At 70.8% G+C, this 25,378-nt stretch carries 21 protein-coding genes; 2 read left to right on the forward strand and 19 right to left on the reverse strand.

Going from position 1 to position 25,378, the window contains the following annotated elements:
• Positions 1-5: 5 nt before the first annotated feature.
• The 18 genes from AC07O8_RS21900 to AC07O8_RS21985 all read right to left on the reverse strand — a co-directional run bounded on the left by AC07O8_RS21900 (position 6) and on the right by AC07O8_RS21985 (position 21,256).
• Positions 6-1,031: a glycosyltransferase family 2 protein gene (locus tag AC07O8_RS21900; RefSeq protein WP_495050043.1), complete on the reverse strand. Its 1,026-nt coding sequence runs from the start codon at positions 1,029-1,031 to the stop codon at positions 6-8.
• A complete protein-coding gene (locus AC07O8_RS21905; protein WP_495050044.1) occupies positions 1,028-1,873 on the reverse strand; it encodes a WecB/TagA/CpsF family glycosyltransferase in 846 nt (281 codons plus the stop codon). The genes AC07O8_RS21900 and AC07O8_RS21905 overlap by 4 nt, the downstream gene beginning before the upstream one ends.
• 33 nt (positions 1,874-1,906) lie before the next feature.
• On the reverse strand, positions 1,907-3,115 hold the full coding sequence (locus tag AC07O8_RS21910; RefSeq protein ID WP_495050045.1) for a glycosyltransferase family 2 protein: 1,209 nt from the start codon (positions 3,113-3,115) through the stop codon (positions 1,907-1,909).
• Positions 3,108-4,436, reverse strand: a complete 1,329-nt coding sequence (locus AC07O8_RS21915; protein ID WP_495050046.1) for a glycosyltransferase family 4 protein — start codon at positions 4,434-4,436, stop codon at positions 3,108-3,110. Before AC07O8_RS21915 ends, AC07O8_RS21910 begins: the two co-directional genes overlap by 8 nt.
• 5 nt (positions 4,437-4,441) lie before the next feature.
• Complete coding sequence (locus AC07O8_RS21920) at positions 4,442-5,920, reverse strand: Atrophin-1 multi-domain protein (protein WP_495050047.1); 1,479 nt, start codon at positions 5,918-5,920, stop codon at positions 4,442-4,444.
• A gap of 19 nt (positions 5,921-5,939) precedes the next feature.
• The gene (locus AC07O8_RS21925; RefSeq protein ID WP_495050048.1) at positions 5,940-6,572 is read right to left on the reverse strand and encodes a serine acetyltransferase; all 633 of its coding nucleotides are present in this window, start codon (positions 6,570-6,572) and stop codon (positions 5,940-5,942) included.
• Positions 6,569-8,143 (reverse strand): Atrophin-1 multi-domain protein, encoded by a 1,575-nt coding sequence (locus tag AC07O8_RS21930; protein ID WP_495050049.1) that lies wholly within the window; start codon positions 8,141-8,143, stop codon positions 6,569-6,571. The genes AC07O8_RS21925 and AC07O8_RS21930 overlap by 4 nt, the downstream gene beginning before the upstream one ends.
• A gap of 2 nt (positions 8,144-8,145) precedes the next feature.
• On the reverse strand, positions 8,146-9,189 hold the full coding sequence (locus tag AC07O8_RS21935; RefSeq protein ID WP_495050050.1) for an acyltransferase family protein: 1,044 nt from the start codon (positions 9,187-9,189) through the stop codon (positions 8,146-8,148).
• Positions 9,186-10,730, reverse strand: a complete 1,545-nt coding sequence (locus AC07O8_RS21940) for an O-antigen ligase family protein (protein ID WP_495050051.1) — start codon at positions 10,728-10,730, stop codon at positions 9,186-9,188. Before AC07O8_RS21940 ends, AC07O8_RS21935 begins: the two co-directional genes overlap by 4 nt.
• 53 nt (positions 10,731-10,783) lie before the next feature.
• Positions 10,784-11,545, reverse strand: a complete 762-nt coding sequence (locus AC07O8_RS21945) for an exosortase C-terminal domain/associated protein EpsI (RefSeq protein WP_495050052.1) — start codon at positions 11,543-11,545, stop codon at positions 10,784-10,786.
• 22 nt (positions 11,546-11,567) lie between these two features.
• A complete protein-coding gene (gene xrtB / locus AC07O8_RS21950) occupies positions 11,568-12,494 on the reverse strand; it encodes an exosortase B (RefSeq protein ID WP_495050053.1) in 927 nt (308 codons plus the stop codon).
• Positions 12,495-12,589: 95 nt separating this feature from the next.
• On the reverse strand, positions 12,590-13,495 hold the full coding sequence (locus AC07O8_RS21955) for a polysaccharide biosynthesis tyrosine autokinase (protein ID WP_495050054.1): 906 nt from the start codon (positions 13,493-13,495) through the stop codon (positions 12,590-12,592).
• Positions 13,495-14,889 carry a chain length determinant protein EpsF gene (epsF, locus tag AC07O8_RS21960; protein WP_495050055.1) on the reverse strand — a complete coding sequence of 465 codons (1,395 nt, stop codon included), beginning with the start codon at positions 14,887-14,889 and terminating at the stop codon, positions 13,495-13,497. The genes AC07O8_RS21955 and epsF overlap by 1 nt, the downstream gene beginning before the upstream one ends.
• Before the next feature lie 75 nt (positions 14,890-14,964).
• Positions 14,965-15,831: a polysaccharide export protein EpsE gene (gene epsE, locus AC07O8_RS21965; protein ID WP_495050056.1), complete on the reverse strand. Its 867-nt coding sequence runs from the start codon at positions 15,829-15,831 to the stop codon at positions 14,965-14,967.
• Positions 15,828-16,838: an EpsD family peptidyl-prolyl cis-trans isomerase gene (locus AC07O8_RS21970; RefSeq protein WP_495050057.1), complete on the reverse strand. Its 1,011-nt coding sequence runs from the start codon at positions 16,836-16,838 to the stop codon at positions 15,828-15,830. Before AC07O8_RS21970 ends, epsE begins: the two co-directional genes overlap by 4 nt.
• A gap of 390 nt (positions 16,839-17,228) precedes the next feature.
• Positions 17,229-19,154, reverse strand: a complete 1,926-nt coding sequence (locus AC07O8_RS21975; protein WP_495050058.1) for a S8 family serine peptidase — start codon at positions 19,152-19,154, stop codon at positions 17,229-17,231.
• A 10-nt stretch (positions 19,155-19,164) separates the two neighbouring features.
• Positions 19,165-19,857 (reverse strand): DVUA0089 family protein, encoded by a 693-nt coding sequence (locus tag AC07O8_RS21980; RefSeq protein WP_495050059.1) that lies wholly within the window; start codon positions 19,855-19,857, stop codon positions 19,165-19,167.
• Between the two features lie 328 nt (positions 19,858-20,185).
• The gene (locus AC07O8_RS21985; protein WP_495050060.1) at positions 20,186-21,256 is read right to left on the reverse strand and encodes an AraC family transcriptional regulator; all 1,071 of its coding nucleotides are present in this window, start codon (positions 21,254-21,256) and stop codon (positions 20,186-20,188) included.
• Positions 21,257-21,429: 173 nt separating this feature from the next.
• Between AC07O8_RS21985 and AC07O8_RS21990 the strand changes: the two genes are divergently transcribed.
• A complete protein-coding gene (locus AC07O8_RS21990; protein ID WP_495050140.1) occupies positions 21,430-22,647 on the forward strand; it encodes an MFS transporter in 1,218 nt (405 codons plus the stop codon).
• Between the two features lie 27 nt (positions 22,648-22,674).
• Positions 22,675-23,745: an NADPH-dependent curcumin/dihydrocurcumin reductase gene (gene curA, locus AC07O8_RS21995; RefSeq protein ID WP_495050061.1), complete on the forward strand. Its 1,071-nt coding sequence runs from the start codon at positions 22,675-22,677 to the stop codon at positions 23,743-23,745.
• Positions 23,746-23,793: 48 nt separating this feature from the next.
• Here curA and AC07O8_RS22000 read toward each other — a convergent pair whose 3' ends face one another.
• Complete coding sequence (locus tag AC07O8_RS22000) at positions 23,794-25,350, reverse strand: methyl-accepting chemotaxis protein (RefSeq protein WP_495050062.1); 1,557 nt, start codon at positions 25,348-25,350, stop codon at positions 23,794-23,796.
• Between the last annotated feature and the right edge of the window lie 28 nt (positions 25,351-25,378).

A 25,378-nucleotide genomic window follows, 5' to 3' on the forward strand; every position in this document is an offset into this window, starting at 1 on the left:
CCCCCTCAGCGGAACAGGGCCTGCCGCAGCCGCGACAGTCCCGTGTAGCAGGCGCGGGGCACGCGGCTCAGCAGCTGCAAGCGCAGCTTCTCGCGGCGGAAGGTCCGGGTCCGGGTCTGGCCGAGCAGCTGTCGGCCGGCGGCGGCGTCGCCCCAGCGGATCTGGTGGTGCGCGTGCAGCAGGCGGAAGAAGTTCTTGAACTCCTCGGACTCGCGGCGCTCCTCCACGCGCTCGGGATGCGCGGCCAGCCAGCGGTCGATGGTGTCGAAGAAGACGTAGCGCGCCGGCGGTGCGTGGGTGTTCAGCGCGCGGTTCGTGGCGTCGTTGAAGTACATGCCGCCGGGCCGCGCGTCGAAGACCACCGGGCCCTGGAACAGCAGCCGGAGCCAGGTGTCGATGTCCTCGCCCAGGCGCACGCCTTCCGGGAAACCGCCGGCCGCGGCCAGGGCCTCGCGCCGCACCGCGACCGCCGACGAGAACACCGGCGAGCCGTGCTTGCCGATGCGGAAATAGGCCAGCGGGTCCAGCAGCTGCGACGGGGCGCGCGCCGGGTCCACGCCCAGCGATCGCGTGCCGTTGGGCGCGACGACCTCGTAGTTCATCGCGACGGCGACCGCCTGCGGATGTCGCGCCTGCAGCGTCATCACCTGATCGAGGAAGTCCGGCTCCCACGCATCGTCGGCGTCGAGGAACGCGATCAGCGGCGCCGCCGTCAGCGCCACGCCTTGGTTGCGCGCCACCGACACGCCGGCGTTGGCCTGGCGATGCAGCCGCACGCGCCGGTCGGCATAGCCCTCGACGATGGCCGCGCCGCCGTCGCGCGAGCCGTCGTCGACGACGACGAGCTCGAAGTCCCGCCACGTCTGCGCCAGCACCGAATCGACGGCGCGCGCGATGTGGTGTTCCTTGTTGTAGAGCGGGATGACGACGCTGATCGCGGGCGCGCCCGGGGCGCCGCTCGTCGCGCCGTCCTGCTGGTTCTGCTGGCCGTGCTGCTGGCCGTGCTGCTGGCCGTTCTGCGCGCCGTTCATCGCGCCGCTCCCCGGCCCTGCGGCACGCGTCCGCGCGCCAGGCGCGCACGCCACAGCAGGCCGACGGCGAACGGGATGCCGTCCACCAGGTAGCGCCGCGCCAGCCGGCCCGGCTCCTGCACCAGCCGGTGCACCCATTCCAGACCGGAACGCTGCATCCAGCCCGGCGCCCGCTTCACGTCGCCGGCGACGAAGCTGAAGCTCACGCCCACGCCCAGGTACCAGGCGCGCGGCGCCAGCGGGCGCAGGCGGGCGATCAGCTTCTCCTGCTTGGGCGAGCCCAGGCCGATGAACACGATGTGCGGCTGCCAGTCGATCAGCAGCTGCTCCAGCCGGGCCATCTCGGCCGGCTGCTGCTCGAAGCCGAAGGGCGGGCACAGGCAGCGCACGCGCTCCGCGCCGCCGTCGGGCAGCAGCTTCGCGGCGGCGGCCTCGGCGGCGCCTTCATTGCCGCCGATCAGCGCGATGCGCAAGCCGGCGGCGTGAGCCTCGCCCATCAGCCGGATGAACAGGTCGGAACCGGTCAGCCGCGCCGGCAGCGGCGTGCCCTGCAACTGGCTGGCCCAGACGATGGGGCGGCCGTCGGCGGTGAAGATCGTCGCGGACTCGACCACGGCGCGGAAGGCCGCGTCGACGCGCCAGCGGCGCAGGATGTCGATGTTGGGCGTGACCACCCAGCCCCCGCGGCCCGCGCCCGCCTCGGCGACGATGTGCGCCGACACCTCCGGCACGGTGCTGGCGACGAAGTCCAGCCCGTCGACGCGCACGGTGGGCAGCACGGCGGCAGCCCCGGCGCGTGCGCCGGCAGCGGCGCCGACGGCGAAGGAGGCGGTGTCAGACATCGGCACGGTCATCGGATGGGTCTCGGGTCTTTCTCAGGAGTCGCGCTTGGTGCGCACCCAGTCGGTCTGGCGCTTGAACACGAAGCGCAGGTAGAGCGGGATCTTGGCCAGCAGGATGAACGGCGCGCGGGCCAGTTCGCCCAGGCTCAGCACATCGGCCGCCCAGCGCTGCTGCGCCACGACGATCGCCAGGCCGAGCAGGGCCAGCGTCAGCAGCGCCAGGACGAACGGTGCCATCCAACCGGCCGCGACGGCCACGACCAAGGTCACGAACGTCCATCCGACCAGCGACATCGCCAGCAGCGCCAGCGGCGGCACCAGCATGTCCATCACCTGCAGCAGCTGCGCGCCGCGGCCCGGCCGCAGCGACCGCCAGAGCAGGCCCGGGCCTTCGCCGACCAGCATCGCCAGGTGGCCGTGCTCCCAGCGCGTGCGCTGGCTGGCCTCGCCCTCCTGGCTGTTGGCGAAGACGCTGGTCACCCGCGCGTCCTCGCACAGCAGCGGCGGCGCGCCCAGCTGGGCCAGACGGACGCCTAGCTGCATGTCCTCGGCCAGGTGGCCGCTGGCCAGCGGCGCCTGCACGGCCACGTCCCAGGGGAAGGCCATGCCGGTGCCGTAGAGCCCGCAGGGCAGTCCCAGCTGATGCATGCCGCGCGGCCGCACCAGGTTCTTGACGCGCATCGCGAACTGCGCGACCCGGGCCTTCAGGCCGTCGTTGGCCGCTTCCATCAGGTAGGTCGCCTGCACCGGCCGGCCGGTGCCGTGCGCCACCGACGCGATGCGCGGCAGCAGCGTCGGGTCCAGCACGCAATCCGCATCGAGGATGACGACGACATCGGGCGCATGACCCTCCTTCAACGCCAGCGCCTCCAGCGCGCGCACGCCGAAGTCCAGCGCGTAGCCCTTGCCGCGCTCGGTCTCGTGGAAACGCTCGACGACGGTCACGTCGAACTCGCGCGCCTGCGCCGCGGTGTCGTCGCTGCAGTTGTCGGCGACCACGAGCAGCCGGTCCTGGGGGCCGAGCTGCGCCAGCGCCTGCATCACCGTCGGCCGCAGGCCGCGGCCCTCGTTGTGCGCCGGCATGATCACGGCGATGCGGCGCGGACGCGGCATGTCCGGGATCGTCCGGTCCGGCAGCAGCGCGAGCAGCACCTGCGCCAGCACCAGCGCCACCGGCGCGAGCAGCAGCAGCCCGACCGCGATCATCAGCAGCCACAGCACGAGGAAGACGACGTCAGGCATGCGCGCTCCCCTTCGCGCCGGAGGCGGCGCGCTGGCTCGAATAGGTCTTGGCGGGCGACGCGTACTCCTCGAACAGCGCCACCAGCTTGGCCGCCTCGCGGTCGACGTCGTGGCGCTCCAGCGCCGACGCCCGCGCCCGCTGACCGACGCGCGCGAGCTCGGCGTCGTCCAGCCGCAGGCAGGCGAGCATCGCCTGCGCCAGCGCGTCCGGATCGCCGGCGGGCAGCAGCCAGCCGTTCTCGCCGTCGCGGATCAGTTCGGGGATGCCGGCGATGCAGGTGCTGACGCAGGGACGGCCCAGCGCCATCGCTTCCATGATCACGACCGGCAGGCCTTCGGCGAAGCTCGCCAGCACCAGCGCCCGCGCCGCGAGCAGCTCGCTGCGCACGGTGTCGCTGGAGATCCAGCCGGTGATGCGGACGTTGCGCTGCAGGCCGAGCTGCGCGATGCGCTGCTCGATCGTCGCGCGCAGCTCACCGTCGCCGGCCAGGACCAGCTCGAAGTCCGGCACCTGGCGCGCGACCTGGGCCGCGGCCTCGATCAGCAGCAGGTGGCCTTTCTGCTCGGTCATGCGGCCGATGCAGATCAGCCGCCTGCCTTGCGGCGGCGGCGCGTCGACCGCGTGGAACTCCCGGTCCAGCCCGCAATGCACGATGCGCAGCTTGGGCCACTCGGTGTAGGCGACCCAGCGCGACAGCTGGCTGCGGCAGAAGGACGTGATCGCGGCGACGAAACGCGCGCCGCGGATCTTCGCGCCCAGGTGCAGGAAGTCCGGCCGGTCGAATTCCTCGGGGCCGTGGACGGTCAAGCTGTAGCCGGGGCCGCCGAGCGCCTCGATCAGCATGCCGAGCTCGGCCGGGTTGGTGCCGAAATGGATGTGCAGGTGCTCGATCTGGGCGGCGCGCAGCACCGGCATCGCGGCGCAGGCCTCCATCAGGTAGACGAGGTGGAAGGGCCAGGGTCGGTCGGCCCGGCGGCTCATCTTCAGCGCCAGGCTCAGCGCCGCGAGGAAGCGGCCCGGCGAGCGCGCCGCCTGCGCGAGCGTCGCCTTCAGCAGCCCGAGCCCGCCGTCCTTCAGCAGGTAGTGCGTGCGCGCCTTCTCGGCCTGGTCGATCGGGTCGGGCGCGTCGTCGTCCCAGCCCCGGACGGCCAGGCGCAGCACGTCCAGGCCCTGCTGCTCCACCGCCAGGATCTCGCGGCGGATGAAGGTGTGGCTGACCTTGGGATAGTGGTTGACGAGGTAGGCCAGGCGCGGATGGCGGGGCGCGGCGTCGGACGGCAAGGCGGTGGGCAAGGAGGTGGGCTCGGTCGTCGAGGTCATCGCGTTCATTCGTTCTGCGCGAGCAGGTCGCCGCCGGCCCACACCTCGCCGCCGCCGGTGGCGCGCACCAGCAGCCGCGCGCCGCCGAAGCGTTCGGGCCAGCGGAAATTCGAGGTCTTGCCGTCGACCAGGTCGCCGGTGTCGAAGGCGATGCCCTTCTCGCCGCGGATCTGCACGCGCAGCGTGGCGTTGGACGTGCGCGCGCTCAGCCGGCAGGCCTGGCCGGCCTTCGGACGGGCCCAGTTCACCGTGCTGATCGCGCGCCAGCCTTCGTTCACGACCACGTCGCCCGCGCTCGCGTCGCGCAGCACCACGGCCTGCTTCCAGCTGTCGAAGCGCGCGCGGGCGTCGCCGCGCTCGGCCTTCCATTCGCCGCGCATCGACAGCACGTTCAGCGGCGCCTGCAGGTCGACCGGCCGGCCGTGGCCGTCCAGGAAGCCCGAGGTCGAGCGCACCGGGCGCAGGCTCCAGCGCAGCTTGTCGAGGTCGCTCGCCACCTGGTTGTTCCAGCCGCCCATCGGATGCAGGCGCACCGGCGTGCCGATCTCGGCGTAGATCACGAAGGGCGTGCCGATGTTGCGGTCCACGACGTAGCCGCCGTAGACCTTCAGCGTCTCCGCGATCTTGCGCATCTTGGCGTCGTTCAGCGACTTGACGTCGAAATCCGGCGGCAGCATCAGCAGCGCGCCCTCGGGGATCGCGCCCTTGTTGCGCTCGGGCTGGTTGTCGCCCGAGGTGGCCGGGAACACGTAGTTCGGTCGCGCCTGCAGCGCCGAGAAGGTCAGCGAGATCGCCAGCGCGTGCCGGTACATCGTGTCGCCGTCCTCGAACTCGTGCTTGCGGATCAGGCCGCCCATCGTCGGCACGCCGGCCGCGCGCGCGCCCTGGAAGTAGTGCGCCGGGTCACCCCAGCCGCGGCCGTCCAGCCGCGTCCAGGCGTACTGCTGCGCGCGCCAGTCGTCGCCGACCCGCTTGAGCATGAAGAAGGAATGGATGATCCCCGTCTGCGGATCGACCAGGTCCAGGTGACCGTCCGAGCCCTTCGAAGGCACGGCCGCCTCGGGCCAGCGCGGGATCAGCACCTCGGGCTGGTGGGCCTCGGCGTCCGGGTCCCAGACGCCGGGCTGGCCGGGCAGGCCCAGCACGCGCTGGGGCCGGTCGTCGGGCCCGCACAGGAACACGCCGGTGGACCAGGTGCCGTTCTCGATCGTCGGGTAGTAATCGTCCTTGGGGATGCGGGTGTCGCCCAGCACCGGATCGACCGGACGCGAATTCCACGGCGACTGCGCGGAGAACGGGCGCTCGAGCGTGCCGAAGCGTGGCCGGCGGCCGCCCTTCTCCGCATCCTTGGCGTCCTTGGCATCCTTGGGGTCCTTCCCCTCGCCGTCGCCGGCCGCCACCGCGTCCAGCCACGGCGCCGCCGCACCGGCGGTCAGCCCGAGGCCGGCGCCGCACCAGCGCCGTCGATTCCACTGCATCGTCACGTCGGAACTCCTCCCATGGTCAGTCGTCCGCCAGCATCGCCGGCACTTCGGACGCACCGGAATGTCCGGGCGAAACGATCCCGGCCGTCCCGGCCCGGGGCGCCACTAGGGGCAAGATGCGTGCCGGGTTGCCCACGGCGGTCGCGCCCGGCGGCACGTCGGTCAGCACCACGGCCATCGCGCCGACCTTGCAGCCCGCGCCCAGCCGCACGCCGCCCAGCACCTGGGCATAGGCGCCGAGTTCGACGCCGTCCTCCAGCACCGGACAGGGGCCGTCCTCGACGCGGTTGCCCAGCGTCACGCCCTGGCGCAGGGTGCAATTCGCGCCGATGACGGTGGCCGGATTGACGAAGATGCCGCCGAAATGCCAGATCCTCAGCCCGGGGCCGATCCGGCATTCCTTGGGCAGGCTGATGCCGGTGAGCGTCTCCACGAACCGGAACAGCAGCCAGTAGAGCCGGGTGCGCCAGCGGCGCGCGAAGCCGGGCGGCATCGTGTCGACGCGCCGGCCGAAGCGGTGCACCCGGATCGCCCACAGCGACTGGTCCCGGTGCAACGCCGCACGCCCGCCGTAGCGGGCGAGGTCGGCGGCCCAGTCCGCGCGCGGATCGGTCTGCGCGGGGGGCGCCCCGGTGTCGCCGCGTGCGCTCATCGCATCAGCACCTTGCCGGACATCAGCGTCAGCGGCGAGTTCAGCACCAGCGTGCCGCCCACCGTCGAGACCGTGCCCGCCGCGCCGCTGTAGGCGAACAGCGCCGTGCGCAGTCCCACGCCGTCAGGCCAGGGGAACTCGACGCTCTGGCCGTCGGCGAGCTCGCCGCTGTCGACCAGCTTCACCCCCGCGCTGCTGAACAGCTGGAACTTCAGGCGCGCGCCGCCGGTCGCCCGCGCGGTCAGCTTGTAGGGCGCACCGGCCACCGGCCGGGACCAGTCCACCGTGCTGAGCACCCGGCTGCTGTAGTTCACCTGGATGACGTCGACCGCCTCGGGCGGGAAGGCCACCGCCTGCTTCCAGGTGTCGAAGCTGCCGATCGCGGTGCCGCGCTGCAGCGACCACTGGCCGCGCATCGACAGCAGGTTCAGCCGCCGCTCCGGCACCACCGATTCGCCGTTGGCGTTGACCCACCACGCGACGCTCATCACCTGGCGCAGCGCCGCGCGGATGCGGTCGAGCTGGACGGCCGTCGCATCGTCCCAGCCGGTGGGCATCAGGTTGAAGTTGCTGCCGTTCTCGACATAGATCACATACGGCGTGCCGTAGTTGCGATCGACGACGTAGGCGCCGAACTTCTTCAGCGTCTCGGCGACCTTGCGCAGCTTCAGGTTCTGGATAGAGGCGGTGTCGAAGTCCGCCGGCAGCATCATCAGCGCGCCCTGCGGGATGGCGCCGGTGTTGGTCGTGGCGGCGTTGCTGTCGGCCGACGTGGCCGGGAAGATGTACGGCACCGTCGCGCTCAGGCCGTTGAAGGTCAGCGACATGGCGAGCGCATGGCGGTAGAACGGCAGGCCGTCGTCGACCTCGCCCTTGCGGATGATGCCGCCGATCGCCGACACGCCGACGGCGCGCGCGCCCATGTAGTAGTGCGCCGGCTCGCCGAAGCCGCGTCCCGCCAGCGGCGCCCAGGCGTACTGGCCGGCGCGCCACTGGCCGTTGCTCTCGCGCCGGAGCTGGAAGAACGAGTGCACGATGCCCATCGCCTCGTCGACGATGTCGGCATGGCCGTCCGAACCCGAGGCCGGCGTGACGCCCGCGGGCCAGCGCGGGATCACCACGGTGGGCCGGTAGTTCTCCATGTCCGGGTCCCACACGCCGGACTGGCCGGCGAGCGGGTAGACCGTCACCGGGCCGTCGGTGCTCGCGGCCTTGAAGGCGCCGGTGGACCAGGCGCCCTCGGCCAGCGTCGGGTAGTACTGCGAGAGCGGGATGACGGCGGTGCCCAGCACCGGATTGATCGGGCGCAGGTTCCAGGGCGAGTACGACGCGAACGGGGCCTCGAAGCTGCCGTAGCGCGGCGACGGCACGCCCAGCCCGTACTGCGCGGCGGCGCTGCCGGCGGCCAGCATCAGCAGCGCGCCGGCCGCGATGGCGGCCAGCCGCCGCGTGGCGGGCGGTCGTCGCCGGGCGGGAGCCTCGCGGGAAGAGGCGTTGCATTCCCGGCCGGGCGCCGCGAGCGGGCCGGTCCGGGAACGGGGGCAGGAACGGTGGGGTGATGACAGCGACACTTTCATACCTCCTTCAGCTGCCGGCCGCGCCCTGCCCCAATGCGCTTGGCCAGCTCGTTGAAGCGCCGTTCCACCTGGAAGGTGGAGACGTGCGCGATGCCGAAGACCACCAGCAACAACAGCGGTCGTTTGAGGTATTTCGTCAAGTGCTCACCGCTGCCGAGCCAGGTGGCCGCCAGGGGCAGGTGCCACACATACAAGGCGTAGGAAACAGAAGCAATATAGGCAAATGCGGCTCCCCCCAGCCAGCGCGACAGCCAATGCCCCGGCTGCACCATGAGGGCACAGACGAAGACGGCGGCCGCGTACGGGCGCAGGAAGCTCAGCGGATACACACTGTGGTGGGAAATCAGGCTGCAGGCCAGCAACATCGCCAAGGCCAGCGGGATGACCGCGGGCCGGCCCAGCAGCGCCCGCGCCGTGGGCGCATGGCGCGACTGCATCAGCAACGCCAGGCAGGCGCCGGCCAGCAGATCGTCCGCGCGGAACCAGGTGATGCTCCCGGTCGTCGACAGATGCGTCACCCGCATCACCGTCACGGCCAGCAGCAGCGCCGGGAACAGCCACCCGATCGCGCGGACCCGCAGCCACAGCAGCACCGCCGCGAGCAGGTAGAACTGGACCTCGATGCACAGGCTCCAGAAGTGGTCGATCGGCCAGACCAGCCGCTGCGGCGGCAGGTTGGCATAGAAGAACAGGTAGCTCAGCGCCGTCTCGACATCGACCGGCACGAAGCACCACACCACCGCCATGCAGATCCAGGCCGCGGGCACGACGCGCAGCAGCCGGCGCGCGACGAAATTGACCACCGGCGGCCGCTTCAGCAACTGCTGCGTGATCAGGTAGCCCGACAGGATGAAGAACAGGGCCATGCCGAACATGCCCAGCGAATCGTTCAGCGAATGGCCGGCGACGCGCAGCGGAAACAGGTGGATCCACAGCACCGACAGGATGCTGATGGCGCGCACGCCGTCCAGCACCGGCTGGCGTCCGCCCTCGGCATGCACGGCGCCGGCGGCGGCGGGGTGCGCGGCGTCGTGGCTCATCGGAACCGCCCTCCGGTCAGCCGGGCCGGTCGCGCGGGCGAGGCCGGCAGCGGCGGGGGCAAGGTCGGATGGAGCGGCTCCGTCGGCGGGAAGTCCGGCGGCGGCCGGTACTTGCTCGGCCGGATGCCCCAGGGCCGGGCCTTGCGGCGTTCACCGGCGCCGGCGATGCGGCAGGCCAGCGCGCAGATGGCGCCCATCGTCAGCCAGAAATACCAGTTGTAGATCAGGTAGAACAGCATGTTGTCGGACAGGGAGACCAGGAAGTTGGCCCCCAGCAGCGACAAGCCCACCAGCGCCAGCAGCGGCCGCGCGCGCCACAGCGTCGCGATCATCCGGCCGGTGCGCCAGTACACCCAGCAGAACGCGCCCAGCCCGATCGCGCCGAGCTCGAAGAAGACCTGCACCGCGGCGCTGTGCGCGCCCCAGTTCACGCGTCCCGCCATCGAGAAGAAGGTCGGCGACAGCTGCTGGAAGGACTCCGCGCCGTAACCGGTCAGGTAGCGCGACGGCGACATCCATGTCAGCGCGTCGGTCCACAGCAGCTTGCGCCAGGCGAAGGAGTTCAGCTGCGCGTACTGCACCACCTCATTGCCCTGCGTCATGCCCATGACGCGTTCGCGGACCTCGGGGATCAGCATGGACAGCATCCCGCCGATGGCCAGGTAGACGATGTAGCGCCGTTCCCGGAACAGTCCGTAGACGACGAAGAGGAACACCACCGAGATCCAGGCGCTGCGCGTCTTCGTCGCGAACAGCAGGCCGATCAGCAGCAGCATGTAGCCGGTCACCGCCATCAGCGTGACCGGCTGGCGGCCGATCTGGCCGCTCTTCCAGCGGTAAAGCAAGACACCCAGGCACAACACCAGATAGAACGCCAGGATGTTGGCGTGGGGGAAGGGGCCGCCGTAACGGCCGGCCCCGGACTCGAAGCCGTCCACGCTACCAGCCGTCCGGCCCAGTCCGATGTAAACCAGGGTAACCAGTGCGACAGGCACCGACGACCAGGTGACCAACCTGAGCAGCTTGTTCAGATCCGCTTCCTCGGTGACCAGGTAGAAACTCACCAGGAACAGCGCCACCACCGACAGCTGGCCCAGGTAGAGCCGGATCGCCTGCACCTTCTCCGGCGAATAGACGATGCCCAGCGCCTGCATCGCGATGAAGGGCAGCCAGATCAGCCACGCCGCGCGCGGGACGCGCCTGGGATCGCGCGCGATGATCAGGCCGGCCAGCAGGATCACCAGCGCGTTGAGCAGGCCGCCCAGGCCGCCGATGGCGGCCAGGCGGGTCTCCTCGAAGATCGGGTTGGCGCCGGCGCGCACCAGCAGCACGACCATCAGGAAGGCCTCGCGGCTGTACACGAACAGGAAACCCGTCAGCAGCATCAGCGGCAGCACCGCCAGCATCGCAGGCTTGTCGGGCACCATCGTGCTGACCATCACCGTCAGGTAGCCGATCGCCACGGCCCCCGCGGCCAGGCCCATCAGGCCCGTCCACGACGTGCCGTCCATGCCCGCGCGCAGGCCGCGCCAGGCCGTCATCACTCCTCGGAACACACGCGCCACGCCGCCCCCACCTCTCGACCGTTCCGGCGTCATCGCACCAGCATCTTCCGCGCCGGGGCCGGCACCGCGGCCACCAGGTCGGACAGGAAAGACGCCATCAGCGCCTGCGACTGCGGCTCCGCGCCCGCCTGCGGCAGCCGCTGCGAGGCGCGCACCAGCATGCCGTCGGGGATGCGGCCGCGGAAGCCTTCATTCAGGATGTACCAGCGCGCGGCCAGGCCGTCGCCGCCGTACAGCTCGCCGATGCGGATCCAGTAGCGCACGGCCTCATAGCCGCCGCCGCCCTCGGTGAGGATCTCCGTGGTCGGCACCGGCTCGGCGCGCGCGCCGGTCGGGATCGCCGGGCCGGACGCGAGCTTGCGCACGAGATAGCCCTGCGCCGGATAGCAGACCTCGGGGCGGTGCACCTTGACGTCCTGCCGCTGGCGTTCGCCCCAGGCCAGCGCCAGCATGATGCGCTGGCCCTGGCTGTTGACGTAGGTGCGCATCACCGTCTGGTCGTAGGGCTGCTCCTGCACGGTCTCGACGCCCTGCGACACGTCGATCTGCGGCGTCGCATCCTGGACCGCGCGCCAGTCGCCGAATGCCTTGGGGACGACGGCGTCCAGGCTGGGCGCGCCCTGCATGGCCTGCAGCCGCGGCGTCGCCAGCCAGGCGCCGCCGGCCGCGGCCAGCATCAGCACGACGCCCGCGACGCAGGCGCCCAGCGACAGGCGCGGGAGGCGATTCAGCGGCGCGCCGGCCGGGGTCGGCGGCGTGGGCGGCATCGGTGCGGTGGAATTCGTGGTCATCGGCTTCTCCCGGTTCCCGGCCTCAGGCGGACCGGCCGCGCAGGCGCGACACCCGCAGCGACAGCTGGCGCAGCAACCCGTCCACGACCACGATCAGCATCAGCGCCGTCAGGAACAGCGCCATGCCGGAGAACTCGTGCATGAAGCCCTGCCCCACGTCGTCGCCCATGTGGTACGTCAGCAGCGCCAGGATCAGGATGCGCACGACGTTGGAGCAGTACGAGATCGGCACGATGAGGATCGCCAGCGTGATGTTGCGGAACACCGATTCGTGGCGCACGACGTTCATGTAGAGCAGTCCCAGCGCCTCGAGCGTGAACAGCGAATTCAGGCCCGCGCAGGCGTCGGCGACCATCAGCTGGTAGGACCCGATCTGCAGGATCACGCCGGCGCGCGCGACGGGGTAGCCGAGCGCGTACATCATGTGCTCCGCGCCCCAGGAGGCGGCGATCTTCATCGGCTGCGTGATGAAGTCGACGATGGATGCCGGCAGCGGCACGGCGAAGAGCAGCAGGAAGAAGGCGAACCAGTAGCGCCGGGCCAGGCCCGGTCCGAACAGCACGAAGGCCAGGCCCAGCAGCACCGGCAGCAGCGAGCCCAGTTCCAGGATGGCCAGTTGCTGCGAGCGGCCCAGCACATAGGCGAGCAGCCCGAGCAGCAGCACCGTCCAGCCGAGGACGGGCGAGGGGCGGGCCTGGAAGGTCTCGCCCTGGCCGGCCAGCCGTTTGGTCTGGAAGTAGAAGTACCAGGCCGACAGCGCCAGCACGATCGGGCCATGGGAGTTGCGGTCGCCCCGCCACGGTCCGTGGATGAAGTCGATGATGGTGGGCACGTACAGCGCCAGCAGGCCGGCCGCAAGCACCAGCAGCGCGGTCCGGTTGGCGGCCCAGAAGCCCGGCCCGAGGCGGCCCGGGCTGCCGGAAGACTGGGCGAAGAGATTGCGCGACATCACTTTCACTGCGATCCCTGCTGAAGCGTCAAGACAAGCGAAGACACGCCGGCCGAGGCCGGACGTGTCTCCATGGAAGGCTCTGCGGCCCTGGATCAGTATTGGTTCATGACCGTCCCGATCAGCGTCGTGGCGACGCCGTCGAGACTGTCGGTCAGTTCCTGCAGCGCGACGACGCGCGACTGGTTCTGACGGGCCAGCACCAGTGCGGCGCCGCAGCGCGCGGCGACGATCGCCGCGTCCGCACCGTACTGGCCGGCGGAGGTGTCCACGATGACGTGGTCGAACTTGCCGGCCAGCTCGCGCATCAGCATGCCGAAGGCGGGGCGTTCCAGCAACTCCACCGGGTTGGGCGGCACCGCGCCGACCGGCAGGACGAACAGGCTGTTCATGCCCTCCACCTGCTGGATCACGCGCGGCTCGCTGCGTCCCGACAGGATCGAGGACAGGCCGGCCTGGTTCTGGACGTCGAAGATCTCGTGCTGGCGCGGGCGGCGCAGGTCCGCGTCGACCAGCAGCGTGCGGCCGCCCAGTTGCGCCAGCGTGACCGCCAGGTTGGCGGTGAAGTAGCTCTTCCCGTCCAGCGTGTCGGGGCTGATGATGGCCAGCGCGCGGCGCGCCTCGCCCTCGCGGTAGAGCCGCATCATGATCTGGCTGCGGATGCCGCGGAAGACTTCCGCCTGCGACGAGAACGGCGTGTTCAGCGCCACCAGCTCGGGGCTGCGGACCTTGCGTTCGTTGGGCGCGTACGGGTAGTGGAACTGCTTGGACAGCGCCTCCAGCACGTCCTCGGCGTTGGCGTAGCCCAGCGCCACGGCGGCCTCGCCGAAGCGGATGCCGCGCTCGCGCTGGTACTGCAGCACGCGCTCGACCTGGTCGGCGCTGAGGTTGCGGGTCTCGGCGATGATCGCGCCGATCGAGCGGTCATGCACGCCGCCGGAAGGTTTGTTGGGTGCGTCCACGGGTTTGCTGTAGGCCAGGGGTTCCTTGATGTCGGACATCACGCGGCCCCCCGAGGGGTCGCGTGTCCTAGAAGCCGGCGCTCATTCGACGCCAGGCCGCTGGGCTGGCGCTTGCCCGGCGCGGGCAGCACGCCCAGCATGGGCAGCGGCAGCACCGCCATCACGTCGTCGGCGTCACGCACCTTGCGGTCGCGCAGTTCCAGCAGCAGTGCCAGGCCGATCGCCAGGATCAGGCCGGCGACGAAGGCCAGCGCCGTGTTCAGCCCGACGCGCGGCGACGCCGGCGCCCGCGGCGGCGTCGCCTCGGTCAGCACGTTGACGTTGCTCTGCGTGGTCTGGCTTTCCAGGCTGGTCTGGTTCAGGCGCGTGGTGATGTTCTCGTAGGCGCGCTGGGCGCTCTCGACCTCGCGCATCAGGCCGCTGGCCTCGTCGCGCGCCAGCTTCAGCTTGGCGACCTTCTCGCGCTGCGACTCGAGCTGGGCGCGGGTCTCGGACTCGCGCTGCTTGTTGATGTTGTTGGTCGCGGTGACCGCGCCGGTCACGCGTGAGATCTCGGTGCGCAGCTTCGCGCGGGTATCGGCCAGGGAGGCCTTGGCCTCGACGACCTGCGGGTGGTTGTCGCCGTAGCGGGTGCTGAGCTGCTGCAGCTGCGCCTCGGCGCGGCTGACGTCGGACTTGAGCTGCGACACCACCGGGTTGGCGAGCACGTCGGGCAGCGTGTCGGCGCCGCGCGCGGCCTGGCCCTGGCGGCTGCCGGACTCGGACGACTGCGCCTGCAGGCCGACCAGTTGCGAGGACAGCTCGGACAGGCGGGCCGTCTCGACGTCCATGCGCTCGTCGCTGGCGAGGATGCCGTGCTCGCGCTCGTAGACGGAGAGCTTGGCGCGCGCGGACTCGAGCTTCTCCAGCGCCGTCTTGGCCTGCACGTCGAAGTAGCCGGCGTATTGGCGCGCCGGCTCGACGCGCAGGTCCAGCGTCGTGGACAGGTAGGCCTTGACGAAGGCGTTGGCCATCGTCGCGGCGACCTGCGGCGACGGCGACTTGTAGGTCACCATCAGCACGTTGCTTTCCTTGGACGGCTTGACGTCCATGTTGCCGCGCAGGCCGTCGCCCAGCCATTGCTCCATCGTGCCGTCGAGCTGGGCCTCCTGCCATTGCTGGCGCAGTTCGGGGAGTTCGGTCAGGCGCAGGTCGCGCACGACGCGCAGCGCCACGCGGTCGCTGGAGATCACGTCGACCTGCGTGTTCATGTAGGCCGGCGAGGCCATGCCCGGATAGATCAGCGCCGAGACCGGATCGGGCTTGGCATCGACCAGCACCGAGGCGGTCGCGACGTAACGCTTGGGCAGCATGAGGCTCACGCCGAGCGCCGTCAGCGTGGTCAGCGCGACCACGAGCAGTACCAGCGACCAGCGGGCGCGAATGATGGACATCAATTTGCTGGGCGTCACCCTGCACTCCTTCGCCGGGCCCGAGGCCCGGCACTACACATCGTCAAAGCCGGACCGTCAGAACAGGCTCTCGCGCACGAAGATCACGTCGCCGTTGCGCAGCGACTCGTCCATCGCGGGCTTGATCTCCTGGACCTTGCCGCTGTCGTCCTTGCGGTGCACGCGGATGCCGCGGTCCGTGCCGCGCAGCGTCAGGCCGCCCCCGGCCGCCAGGCCCTGCAGCAGCGTCATGCCGCGCTCGAGGCGGATCTGCCCGGGCTTCTGCACCTCGCCGTAGATGTAGACCATCGGATAGCGGTCCACCCACAGCACGTCGCCGTTCTGCACGACGATGTCCTGCTCGCGGCCGTTGGGACCGAACAGCGTGGGCAGGTCGATCTCGAGGCGGAAGGGCTTGCCGCCGCGCGCGCCGCTGAGCACCAGCGTGTCGCTGCCGGACGAGGCGACACCGCGGGCGTTGGCCAGCAGGTCGGTGAGCCGCATGTCGGAGACTTCCAGCGGGTAACGGCCCGGCTGGTTGACCTGGCCCAGCACGCTGGCCTGGTTGCCCACGACCTTGATCACCAGGATGGTCACCTGCGGCTGCTTGACGAAGTTGCCTTTCTTCAGGCCGTCGGCGATCTTGGCCTCGGCCTCGCTGACGGTCAGGCCGCCGATGCGCACGACGCCGAGCAGCGGGAAGCTGATGGTGCCGGATTCGGAGACGCGGGTCTCGAGCGCCATGTCGGCGTTCTGGAACACGGTGATCTTCAGGGCGTCGCCCGATCCGAGGCGGTATTCCGCGGCGCCGCCGGTGGCCAGGGCGACCGGCGCGGGCGTGGCGGGACGCTGCGCGGTCTGCGCGAGCGTGCTGGTGGAGAGCACCGCGGCCAGCAGGGCCGGCGCGGTGATGGCGAGGATCGGGAAGCGACGCTGAGGTTTCATTTGATGCCGAGGCCCTTGGAAAGTGCGCTGTTGTCCACCGGGCCGCTGGCGCCGGTGGGGCTGATGTCGGAGGCCGCGGGCGGTGCGAGCACCGGGGCCGCGGGCGTGGCGGTCGACGCGGGCGCGGAGGCCGCCATGTCGGCGAACTTGCCGACGTATTCGATCTTGGCGTTGTCGCGCATGGCCTTGATGTCCTTGGCGACCAGTTCGGCGCGCCGCTGGTTCAGCAGGAACATCTCGATGGAGGCGCGTGCCTGGGCCTCGGTCGCCGGCTGGCGCTGCGAGCCGGCGAGGAAGAGCACGGTGATGCCGTTGGGCTGGCCGTTCATGATGAACTGGCCGTCCTTGAGCCGGGCGATCGCGTCGAGGTTGTTGAGCGGGATCTGTTCGGCCGAGCGCACGATCTGGGAGCCGACGAACTTGAAGTTGTCGGTCTTGAGCGCTTCGAGGAATTCGGGGAGGGTCTTGGCACCCTGCAGCTTGGCGCGGATGGCTTCGAACTGATCCGGCTTCGCCTCGATGTTGATTTCCTGCAAGTTGTAGATGCGACGCTCGGCAAAAAGTGCCGGTTTGTCGTTGTAGTACTGCTTGATTTCCTGGTCCGTCGGTTTGGCCACCGTCTCGCCGATGCGTTCAGCATAGGCCCTGGCGATGATCTCCCGCTTTGCGGTTTCGATCTGTTGCACCACGCGCGGGTCGCGATCGACCTTGAGGTCCTGGGCCTTCTGGACGGCGAGTTCCTGGTCGATCAGACGTTCCAGGATCTGGCGCGAGGCGGCGTCGACCTGCTCGGGCTTGACGTTGGGCTGGCGCTGGAGGACGAAGTTGATCTGGTGGACGGTGATCTCTTCCTTGTTCACCTTGGCCGCGGTCTGGGAGGCCTTGGCGCCGCTGCCGCCGCCGCAGGCGGCGAGCAATGCGGCGGCCAGGACGGCCGTGCAGACGGCGAGCGTCGGCGCGGTGGTCCGCGCCTGATTTCCGTGATCCCGAGTCCTCATCGCAAGCATGGTGTCGACCTTGATGTTGTGTCTGTCCGGCGGCCCCTTGAGGGGTGCTCTACGCGTACGCGAGCGGCGAGTGTAGCCCTGCACCATGACGGGACTACCCCGTTGCGGCGGGCCTCGTGGCCCCCATCCCGGGTTCGCAGGGGTCCATAGCAAGAATGGGTCCCGGGTCGGGCCTCCGGGCGGTCGGGGACCCCGTGAACAAGGGGGGTTCTCCCTGTAAAGCCGTGGCCGGAAACGCCCGGCGGCGCGTCATTGCAACGACGTGAAAAAGCCGTCAGCGGGTGAGCGTCGCGGCGCGCGGCGGGCACACCAGAACGACAAGGCCGCCGACCTTGCGGACGGCGGCCTTCGAAGGCTCGCTCACGCGCCGGTAGGCGCGCGATGCATCGATCAGGGCAGCTTGTTCAGCGCGTTCACCGCGTCGATCAGGCCGAAGCCGTCGTACAGGCTCCAGCCCTTGACCGCGGCGCCGCCCGAGAACGGGATCACCCGCGCCGCCGGCGTCGTCTGCAGGATGCTCTTGACCTGCTTGGGCGTCAGCGAGCCGGGACCGCCGGCCTTCTGCAGCATCAGCGCCGCGACCGCCGCCGCGTGCGGCGCAGCCGCGCTGGTGCCGAAGAAGTTGTTGAAGCCGTCGCCTTCGTAATCCGAGTTCGGATAGAAGAAGGTCGTGTTGCCGCCGTCCGGCGCGGCGATGTCCGGCTTCTTGCGGGTCTCGGCCGCGGCCAGGCGGTTGCCCGCGGCGTCGAACGCGATCGTCACCGGGCCGGGGCTGCTGAAGCTCTCGAACGCGGGGATGAAGGGGGTCTGCTGCGTCGCCGGGAAGCTGTAGCGGTAGGCCGCGACGCTGTTCGCGCCGGCCGCCGCGCTGTGGCCGAAGGTCGTCGGGCCGCTGCGCACCTGGAACGGCGCGCCGCCCCAGCCGTCGAGGTTGACCAGGCGCACGCGCGAGGCCAGCTTGGTGCCCGCGCTGGTGCGGGCGACCATGATCCGGTAGGTGCCGCTGGCGCCGCCCGACAGGCCGACGATCTCCTCGCCGAAGTCCGCCGCGATGTTGTTGGTCGCGAAGGTGAAGACGCAGTTGCCCGCCGCGTTGATCAGGTAGAAGTTCAGGTCGGTCGTGACCTTGCCTTGATAGAACAGGTCGTCCCACTGCAGCAGCAGCGTCGAGCCCGCGCCGTTGTAGGTCACCGGCAGCGCGTAGGTGCCGCCGCCGAAGTCCAGGAAGCCGCCGCCCTGGTTGGCCTTGGTGCTGCCCGACGCGGGCGAGCTGGTGCAGGTGTTCAGCGACGCCAGGTTGACGTTGCCCAGGTTGGTCGGCGTGGTCGAGAAGGTCGCCACCGGCACGTCGATCGCGCCGCCGCCGCCCGCCGAACCCTGGTTGCCCGCCGACGAGAAGTAGGACACCGGACGGCCCGCCAGCGTCGTGCTGTTGACGACGTCGTTGACCGCCTGCGCGACCTGGCCGTCGGAGAAGAAGGGCTCGTCGTAGTAGAAGACGTCGTCGACGATCACGTCGGCGCGGCAGGCGGGTTCCGTGCGCAGCCGGCGGATGTTGTCGGCGAAGGCGGCCTCGCCGGCGAAGGCGGTGGCGAAGCACTGGTCCGCGCCCGGGGCCACGTCCTGCACGATCTGCATCATCGCGCGGCCTTCGTCGGTGTTGCTCGGATCGGCACCGATGTCGAGGACCCACTTCGGCGGACGCAGGTCGCCGGAGGCGATGTCGTTGGCCGCGCGCACCGTGGTGAAGCTCAGCGGCGAAGCGTCATAGGAGTCCGACAGCACGCCGACGGTGATGCCCGCGCCGGTCCAGCCGGCGGCGTTGGCGACGTTGCTGCGCAGCACCGTCGAGCCTTGCGAGGTCGTGAGGCCCACGTTCTTGTGCGGACGACGCGTCAGCTTGGCCAGGTGCAGGCCGCTGGTGCCGGAGAGCGCGGCCAGCGCGGACGTCGGCACGTAGGCCGAGATCGCGCCGTTGTTGAACGCACGGTTGACGCCGGTCACCTGGGCGCCGGACGCCTCGAGCTGCGCCTTGAAGTCGTCGATCGAGGTGCCGGCCTCGAGGTAGATGTCCACCAGCACGCGGCCCTGCGCGTCGGACAGCGACTTGACGTAGGGCTTGAACTCATCGGTGTCGACGGCCAGCGAGCGCAGTTGGCGGCGCGACTGCTGGTCGACGAGGTCGGACAGCGCGCTGTCGAGCTTGGCGTGCTGCGCATAGGCGCCGCCGCAGGCGGCCAGGGCCAGCAGCGCGCTCAGGACGCGGAGGCGGGGGGCGGTACGGGCGGTGCGGGCGGTGCGATTGGAAGTCGTCATGGGCGGCTCCTCAGGCTTGAACGGGGGTGACGGGCTTGCGGCGGCGGATCAGGCCGGCCGCGCCGAGGGCGGCGCCGGCCAGCAGCAGGCTGCCGGGTTCGGGCACGTCGGAGGCCGCGGCGGCGCTCGCGCCCACCAGCTGGATCTCGTAGTCGCCGGACTCGCTGGTCAGGCTGCTCCAGCCGGTCAGCGATCCCGCGCCGGGATTGGCGGCGACGTTGCCGCCCTGGCCCAGCAGCGACGGGAAGATCGCCGTGCCGCCGCTCACCGGCGTGTAGCTGGCGCCGGTGATGGCCAGGTAGTACAGGCCGCTGACGGTCGGGATGTAGCTGGTCAGCGTCGACTGCGAGCCGCCGACGTCGCCGTCGTCGTCGTTGCCGATCAGGCCCTTGCCCGCCGCGTCGAACAGGTACAGGACCGTGTCGAAGAAGTTGTAGTCGATGCCCGAGGCCGTGGTCGTGGCGGAGAACGCCGTGCCCGCGGTCAGGTAGATCGCGAACAGGTCGGCGCCGCCGTCGAGCGTGCCCTGGATCGCGTCGATCGGGCCGGCGCCCGGGAAGGTCTTGGCCGTGACGAGGGTCTCGCCGGCATCGACGCCGCCCTCGATGAAGACGGCTGCGGCCTGGGCGGACGTCGCCGCGCCGAGGGCCAGGGCTGCGATCGGCAGCCAGGTGTGCTTGAAGCTCTTGACTCGCGTGAACATCGAACGTTCCCCCTCAAAAGGTGTGGACACCCGGCGCGGCACAACCACGCTCGGTGCGGTGCTGAACAGAGGGGACGATGCACAAGCTGTGCCAAGTGTCACGAACTTTCGAGGTACGTCGCAGGAAACCCCGATGGCATCGGCACTTGCGGGCGCCGTGCGCCGCACACCCCGATCCACGGGGGATCCCCGCGACGCGGGGGTGTAAAGCGGACCGACTCCGGGTTAGCCCGAGTCGTACGACCTCACGGCGTCCGGCACGGCCGCCCTGGCCGCATCGGCCGCATCGGCCGCAGCGGCCGCACCGGCCACCCCAGGCGCACCGGCGTCAGCCGGCGGCCCGCGCGGCGGAGCGCCGCAGTGCCCCCGGCGGCTGTCCGACGATGCGCTTGAAGGCGCGGCTGAACGACGCCTCGGAGTCGTAACCCAACCGGTCCGCCGCGACGGCGACGCGCATGCCCTCGTGCGCGATCCAGCGGCGGGCCTGGAACATCTTGACCTTGGCGACGTACTTGGCCGGGCTCTCGCCGACCGTCTTCGTGAACGCCTCGGCGAAGCGCGAGCGCGAGGCGCCCATCAGCCCGGCCAGTTCCGGCACGCTCCAGTCGCGCTCCGGCTCGTTGTGGATCGCGGCGATGACCTTGCCGATGCCCGGACACTGCACGGCCGCGATCCAGCCGCTGGCGTCGTTGCAGGCGCATTCCACCCAAGCGCGGATGATGCTGGCCGCCAGCACGTCGGCCAGGCGCGCAAGGATGCCGCAAGCGCCGATGCGGTCCAGCGCCACTTCGCGCTCCATCGCCTCCAGCAGCGTCGGCACGGTGGGATCGCGGCGCGCCAGGTCGTTGGCCCGCATCGCGTCCGGCATCATCGCCAGCAGCGGATGCAGCGGATCCAGGTTGAAGCGCATCGCGCCGCAGAACATGACATCGGGCGCGTCCTCGCCGGACGCGGCCTCAGGATGGCCTTCCGCATCGCCCTCTGCTGGGGCTCCCGCCCCGGCGCCCGCGCCCGCCCGCGCCACCGCTTCGGCACCGACCAGGTAGATGTCCTCCGCGACCGGCCGTCGCGAGATCGAATCGATGTCCACTGCCGGCAGATCCGGCGCACTGGCCAGCACATGCGCACTGCCGCGCGGCAGCAGGACCGCGTCGCCCGCATTCAGCTGGACCCAGTCGCTGCCCGGCGTCATCAGCCAGCAGCTGCCGCGCGCGACGAAATGGAACCGCGCTTCCTTGCGCGCCGGGAAGGCGATCGCCCAGGGCGCGCGCATCAGGCAGCGGCCGTACTCGACGCCCTCCAGTCGCAGTCCCAACAGGATCTGCGTCAGCAGGTCGGCGGGCTTCAAGGGCGTCGGCGGGAGCGGTGCTCCGGGACCGCTGGAGGAATCGTCATGCATTTCGGCTCTTCCGGCATGGAAACGCCCAGATCCTACCCATAAGCTGAAGGCCATACCCACTGTCCCTCTTCTCCGCCGTGTCTTCCTCCTGCACCGACTGCCTAGATGCCCCCCACCCGCCGGTGGGCTTGCCCCCGGGTTCAGCCTCGCCTTCCCCCTCACCGGGCGAGTCCATCGCCGCGGCCGCAGCGACCGCCGTCCCGACCGCCCCGTCTGCCCCTGTCACGCCGGCCGCCGAGGAACCCGCCCACTGGGCGGCGATCGCGTCGCTGACGATCGGGGTCTTCGGCCTGGTGACGGCGGAGTTCCTTCCCGCGAGCCTGCTGACCGCAATGGCGGCCGACCTGAACATCAGCGCCGGCGCCGCCGGCCAGACCGTCACGGCGACCGCGCTGGTCGGCGCCGTCGCCGCGCCGTCCATTCCGCTGCTGACGAAGCGCTTCGACCGGCGCCTCGTCCTGATCGCGCTGACGCTGCTGCTGGTGCTGTCCAACGTCATGGCGGTCACGGCGTCCAGCCTCGGCGTGCTGCTCGCGGCACGGGTGATCCTGGGCGTCGCGCTCGGCGGCTTCTGGTCGATGGCCGCGGCGCTGGCGATGCGGCTGGTGCCCATGCAACTGTTCGCGCGCGCCATGTCGGTGATCCTGGCCGGCGTCTCCGTCGCCACCGTCTGCGCGGCGCCCATCGGCGCCTGGATGGGCGACCTGTGGGGCTGGCGCAGCGCCTTCGTCGCGGCCGGCGTGCTCAGCCTCGTCACGCTGGCGGCGCAACTCCTGACCCTGCCCAAGCTGCCGCCCAAGGACAACCCCGACCTGCGTGTCCTCGGCGAGTTGCTGACCCGCCCCGGCGTGCGCGTCGCGCTGCTCGCGGTGCTGCTCGTGATCTCCGGTCACTTCGCCGGCTTCACCTACATCCGGCCGCTGATGGAGAACATCACCCACCTGCCGGTCTCGACGATCTCGGCGGTCCTCCTGGGCTACGGCATCGGCGGCTTCTTCGGCAACCTGGTCGGCGGCTTCCTCGCCGAACGCAGCGAACGGCGCGCCATCGTCGCCGGCGGCTCGCTCATCGTCGTCCTCGCCGCCGCCCTGCTGATGGCGGGCAGCTCGGTCTGGGTCACCGCGGTCGCCGTCGTGCTGTGGGGCTTCGCCTTCGGCGCCTTCCCCGTCGGTTTCCAGACCTGGATCGTGCGCGCCGCGCCGGACCAGGCCGAGGGCGCGGGCGGGCTGCTCGTCGCCGCCTTCCAGATCGCCATCGCCAGCGGCGCCATCGGCGGCGGCATGTTCGTGGACCACATCGGCGCGCTCGGCGGCCCCGCCTTCGCCGCCGCGGCGATCACGCTGGGCACGCTGCTCACGCTGCGTCACGGACCGCGCGCTGCCAAGGTCTGATCCCCGACTCGATTCGACACCGGAAGGATGCTCATGAGTCCGCTCGTCAATCGCCGTATCGTCCTTGCCGCCCGGCCCGCCGGGCGGCCGGCGCCGGAAGACTTCCGGCTCGAATCGGCGTCGGTGCCCTCGCCCGCCGAGGGTCAGGTGCTGCTCCGCACGCTGTTCCTGTCGCTCGACCCGTACATGCGCAACCTGATGGAGGAAGTCGGTCCGGGTTACGCGCCGCCCATCGCGATCGGCGATGTCATCGTCGGCGGCACCGTGAGCCGGGTGGTCGAGTCGCGTCACGCGGACTTCCGCGCCGGCGACCTCGTGCTGTCCCACGCGGGCTGGCAGGACTACGCGCTGAGCGACGGCAGCGACCTGATCGCGCTGGGCGACATGACGCGGCCCTCGCTGGCGCTGGGCGCGGCGGGCATGCCGGGCTTCACCGCGCAGGTCGGTCTCGACGAGATCGGCCGTCCACGCGCGGGCGAGACCGTGGTGGTCGGCGCCGCGACGGGCGCGGTCGGCGCGATGGTGGGCCAGCTCGCGAAGCGGGCCGGCGCGCGGGTCGTGGGCATCGTCGGCGGCGCGGACAAGACCCGGCACCTGATCGACACCTTCGGCTTCGATGCCGCCGTGGACCGGCGTGATCCGGATTTCGCCGCGCTGCTGCGAGCCGCGGCGCCTCACGGCATCGACGTCTATTTCGAGAGCGTCGGCGGCGAGGTGCTGGACGCCGTGCTGCCGCTGCTGAACATCGGCGCCCGCGTGCCGGTCTGCGGTTTCATCGCCCATTACAACGACGTGGGCGCCGCGCGGATCGAGCACACCGGCGGCACGCCGGATCGCCTCGCGCGGCTGCTGGCGACCCTGCTGCAGAAGCGTGTCCGCATGGAGGGCTTCATCGTGCTCGACCACTATGGCGAGGGCATGGCGCGCTTCAAGGAATTCCAGCGCGGGATGAACGCGGCGATCGCCGCTGGCGAGGTGAAGGCGCTGGAGCACGTCGTCGACGGACTGGAGCTGGCGCCACAGGGATTGATCGACCTGCTGGAAGGCCGCAACGTCGGCAAGGTCGTGGTGGCGGTCAGCCGCCCAGACGCTTCCTGACGGGGCCCTCACCCCCGGCCTCTCCCGCAAGCGCGAGAGGGAGAACGATCAACCGAGGCGGAACTGGGCGACCGACGCGACCAGCGCCTGCGCCTGCTGGCGCAGGCTTTCCGCGGCGGCGGCGGATTCCTCGACCAGCGCGGCGTTCTGCTGGGTCACCTGGTCCATCTGGTTGACCGCCTCGCCGACCTGGTTCACCCCTTGCGACTGCTCGCGCGTCGCGCTGCTGATCTCGCCGACGACGTCGGTCACCCGGCCGATGGCCGCGACGATCTCCGCCATCGTCGCGCCGGCCTGCTCGACCTGTCCCGTGCCCTGCTCGACGCGCTGGACGCTGTCCGCGATCAGCGACTTGATCTCCTTAGCCGCCTCCGCGCTGCGTCCCGCCAGCGCGCGGACTTCCGACGCCACCACCGCGAAGCCCTTGCCGTGCTCGCCGGCGCGCGCCGCCTCCACCGCGGCGTTCAGCGCCAGGATGTTGGTCTGGAAGGCGATGCCGTCGATGGTCCCGATGATGTCGGCGATGCGGCGGCTGCTCTCGTCGATGCCGCGCATGGTCTCGACGAACTGCGACACCACCGCGCCGCCGCGCTGCGCCACCTCGCTGGCGGAACGCGCCAGGCGGTCGGCCTGCTGCGCGTTCTCGGAGGTCTGGAGCACGGTCTCGCCGAGCTCGGTCATCGTCGCCGCGGTCTCTTCCAGCGCACTGGCCTGCTCCTCGGTGCGCTGGCTCAGGTCGTGGTTGCCGATCGCGATCTGACCGCTGGCGCTGGCCACCGACTCGCTGCCCTCGCGCACGCCGCCCACCACCTGTCGCAGGCCGATCTGCATCGCCTTGAGCGCCGCGATCAGGCTGCGGTCGTCGCCGGGCCGCACGCGGATCTCCCCGCTGAGGTCGCCCTCGGCGACCTGCCGCACCAGCCGCGCCGCCTCCGCCGGGTCGCCGCCGAGCTGGCGTCGCACATGCCGCAGCAGCAGCAGCGCGAGCCCGACGGCCACCGCCACCGACACCACCGTCAGCGACAGGCTCCAGCCGTGCCCGGCGGCATAGCTCTTCTGCGCATCCAGCCGCGACTGCTCGCTGCCGGCGGCGTTGTAGTCGGCGCTGCGCTCGATCGCCTTGACCCAGGCGTTGAAGCTGTTGCGGGAATCGGCGCGGAAGAAGGCCTTCGCTTCCGCGTCGGTGCCGTCGTTGCGGGACAGGTGCAGCAGCCGCTCCTGCGCCGCGAAGTAGGTGTCCCGCGCGGCGACGACCTCGCCGTAGAGCCGGCGCTCCTCGTCGTTGGTGATGAAGGGCAGGTAGGCCTTCTCCGCGTCCGCGAGCTCCTTGCGGGCGTGCGCGATGCTGCGCTCGATCTGCGCCATCTCCTGCTGGTCGTCGGACAGCAGGTGATCCGGCTCCATGCGCCGGATCTGGTTGGCCTTCACACGGATCGCCGCCATGCTCTGGATGCTGGGCAGCCAGTCGTCGGCGATCTCGGTCGTGCTGTCATGCACGCGGTTCAATTGCAGCAGACCCATGCCGCCGACCAGCGCGCACAGCGCCACCAGCATCATGAAGGACACGGTCAACTGCGTGGACAAGCGCCAGGTGCCGATCTTCATTGGAGTTCCCCCTTTTCAACCAAAGGAG

This window comes from Roseateles sp. GW821-FHT09G09 (assembly GCF_059415965.1).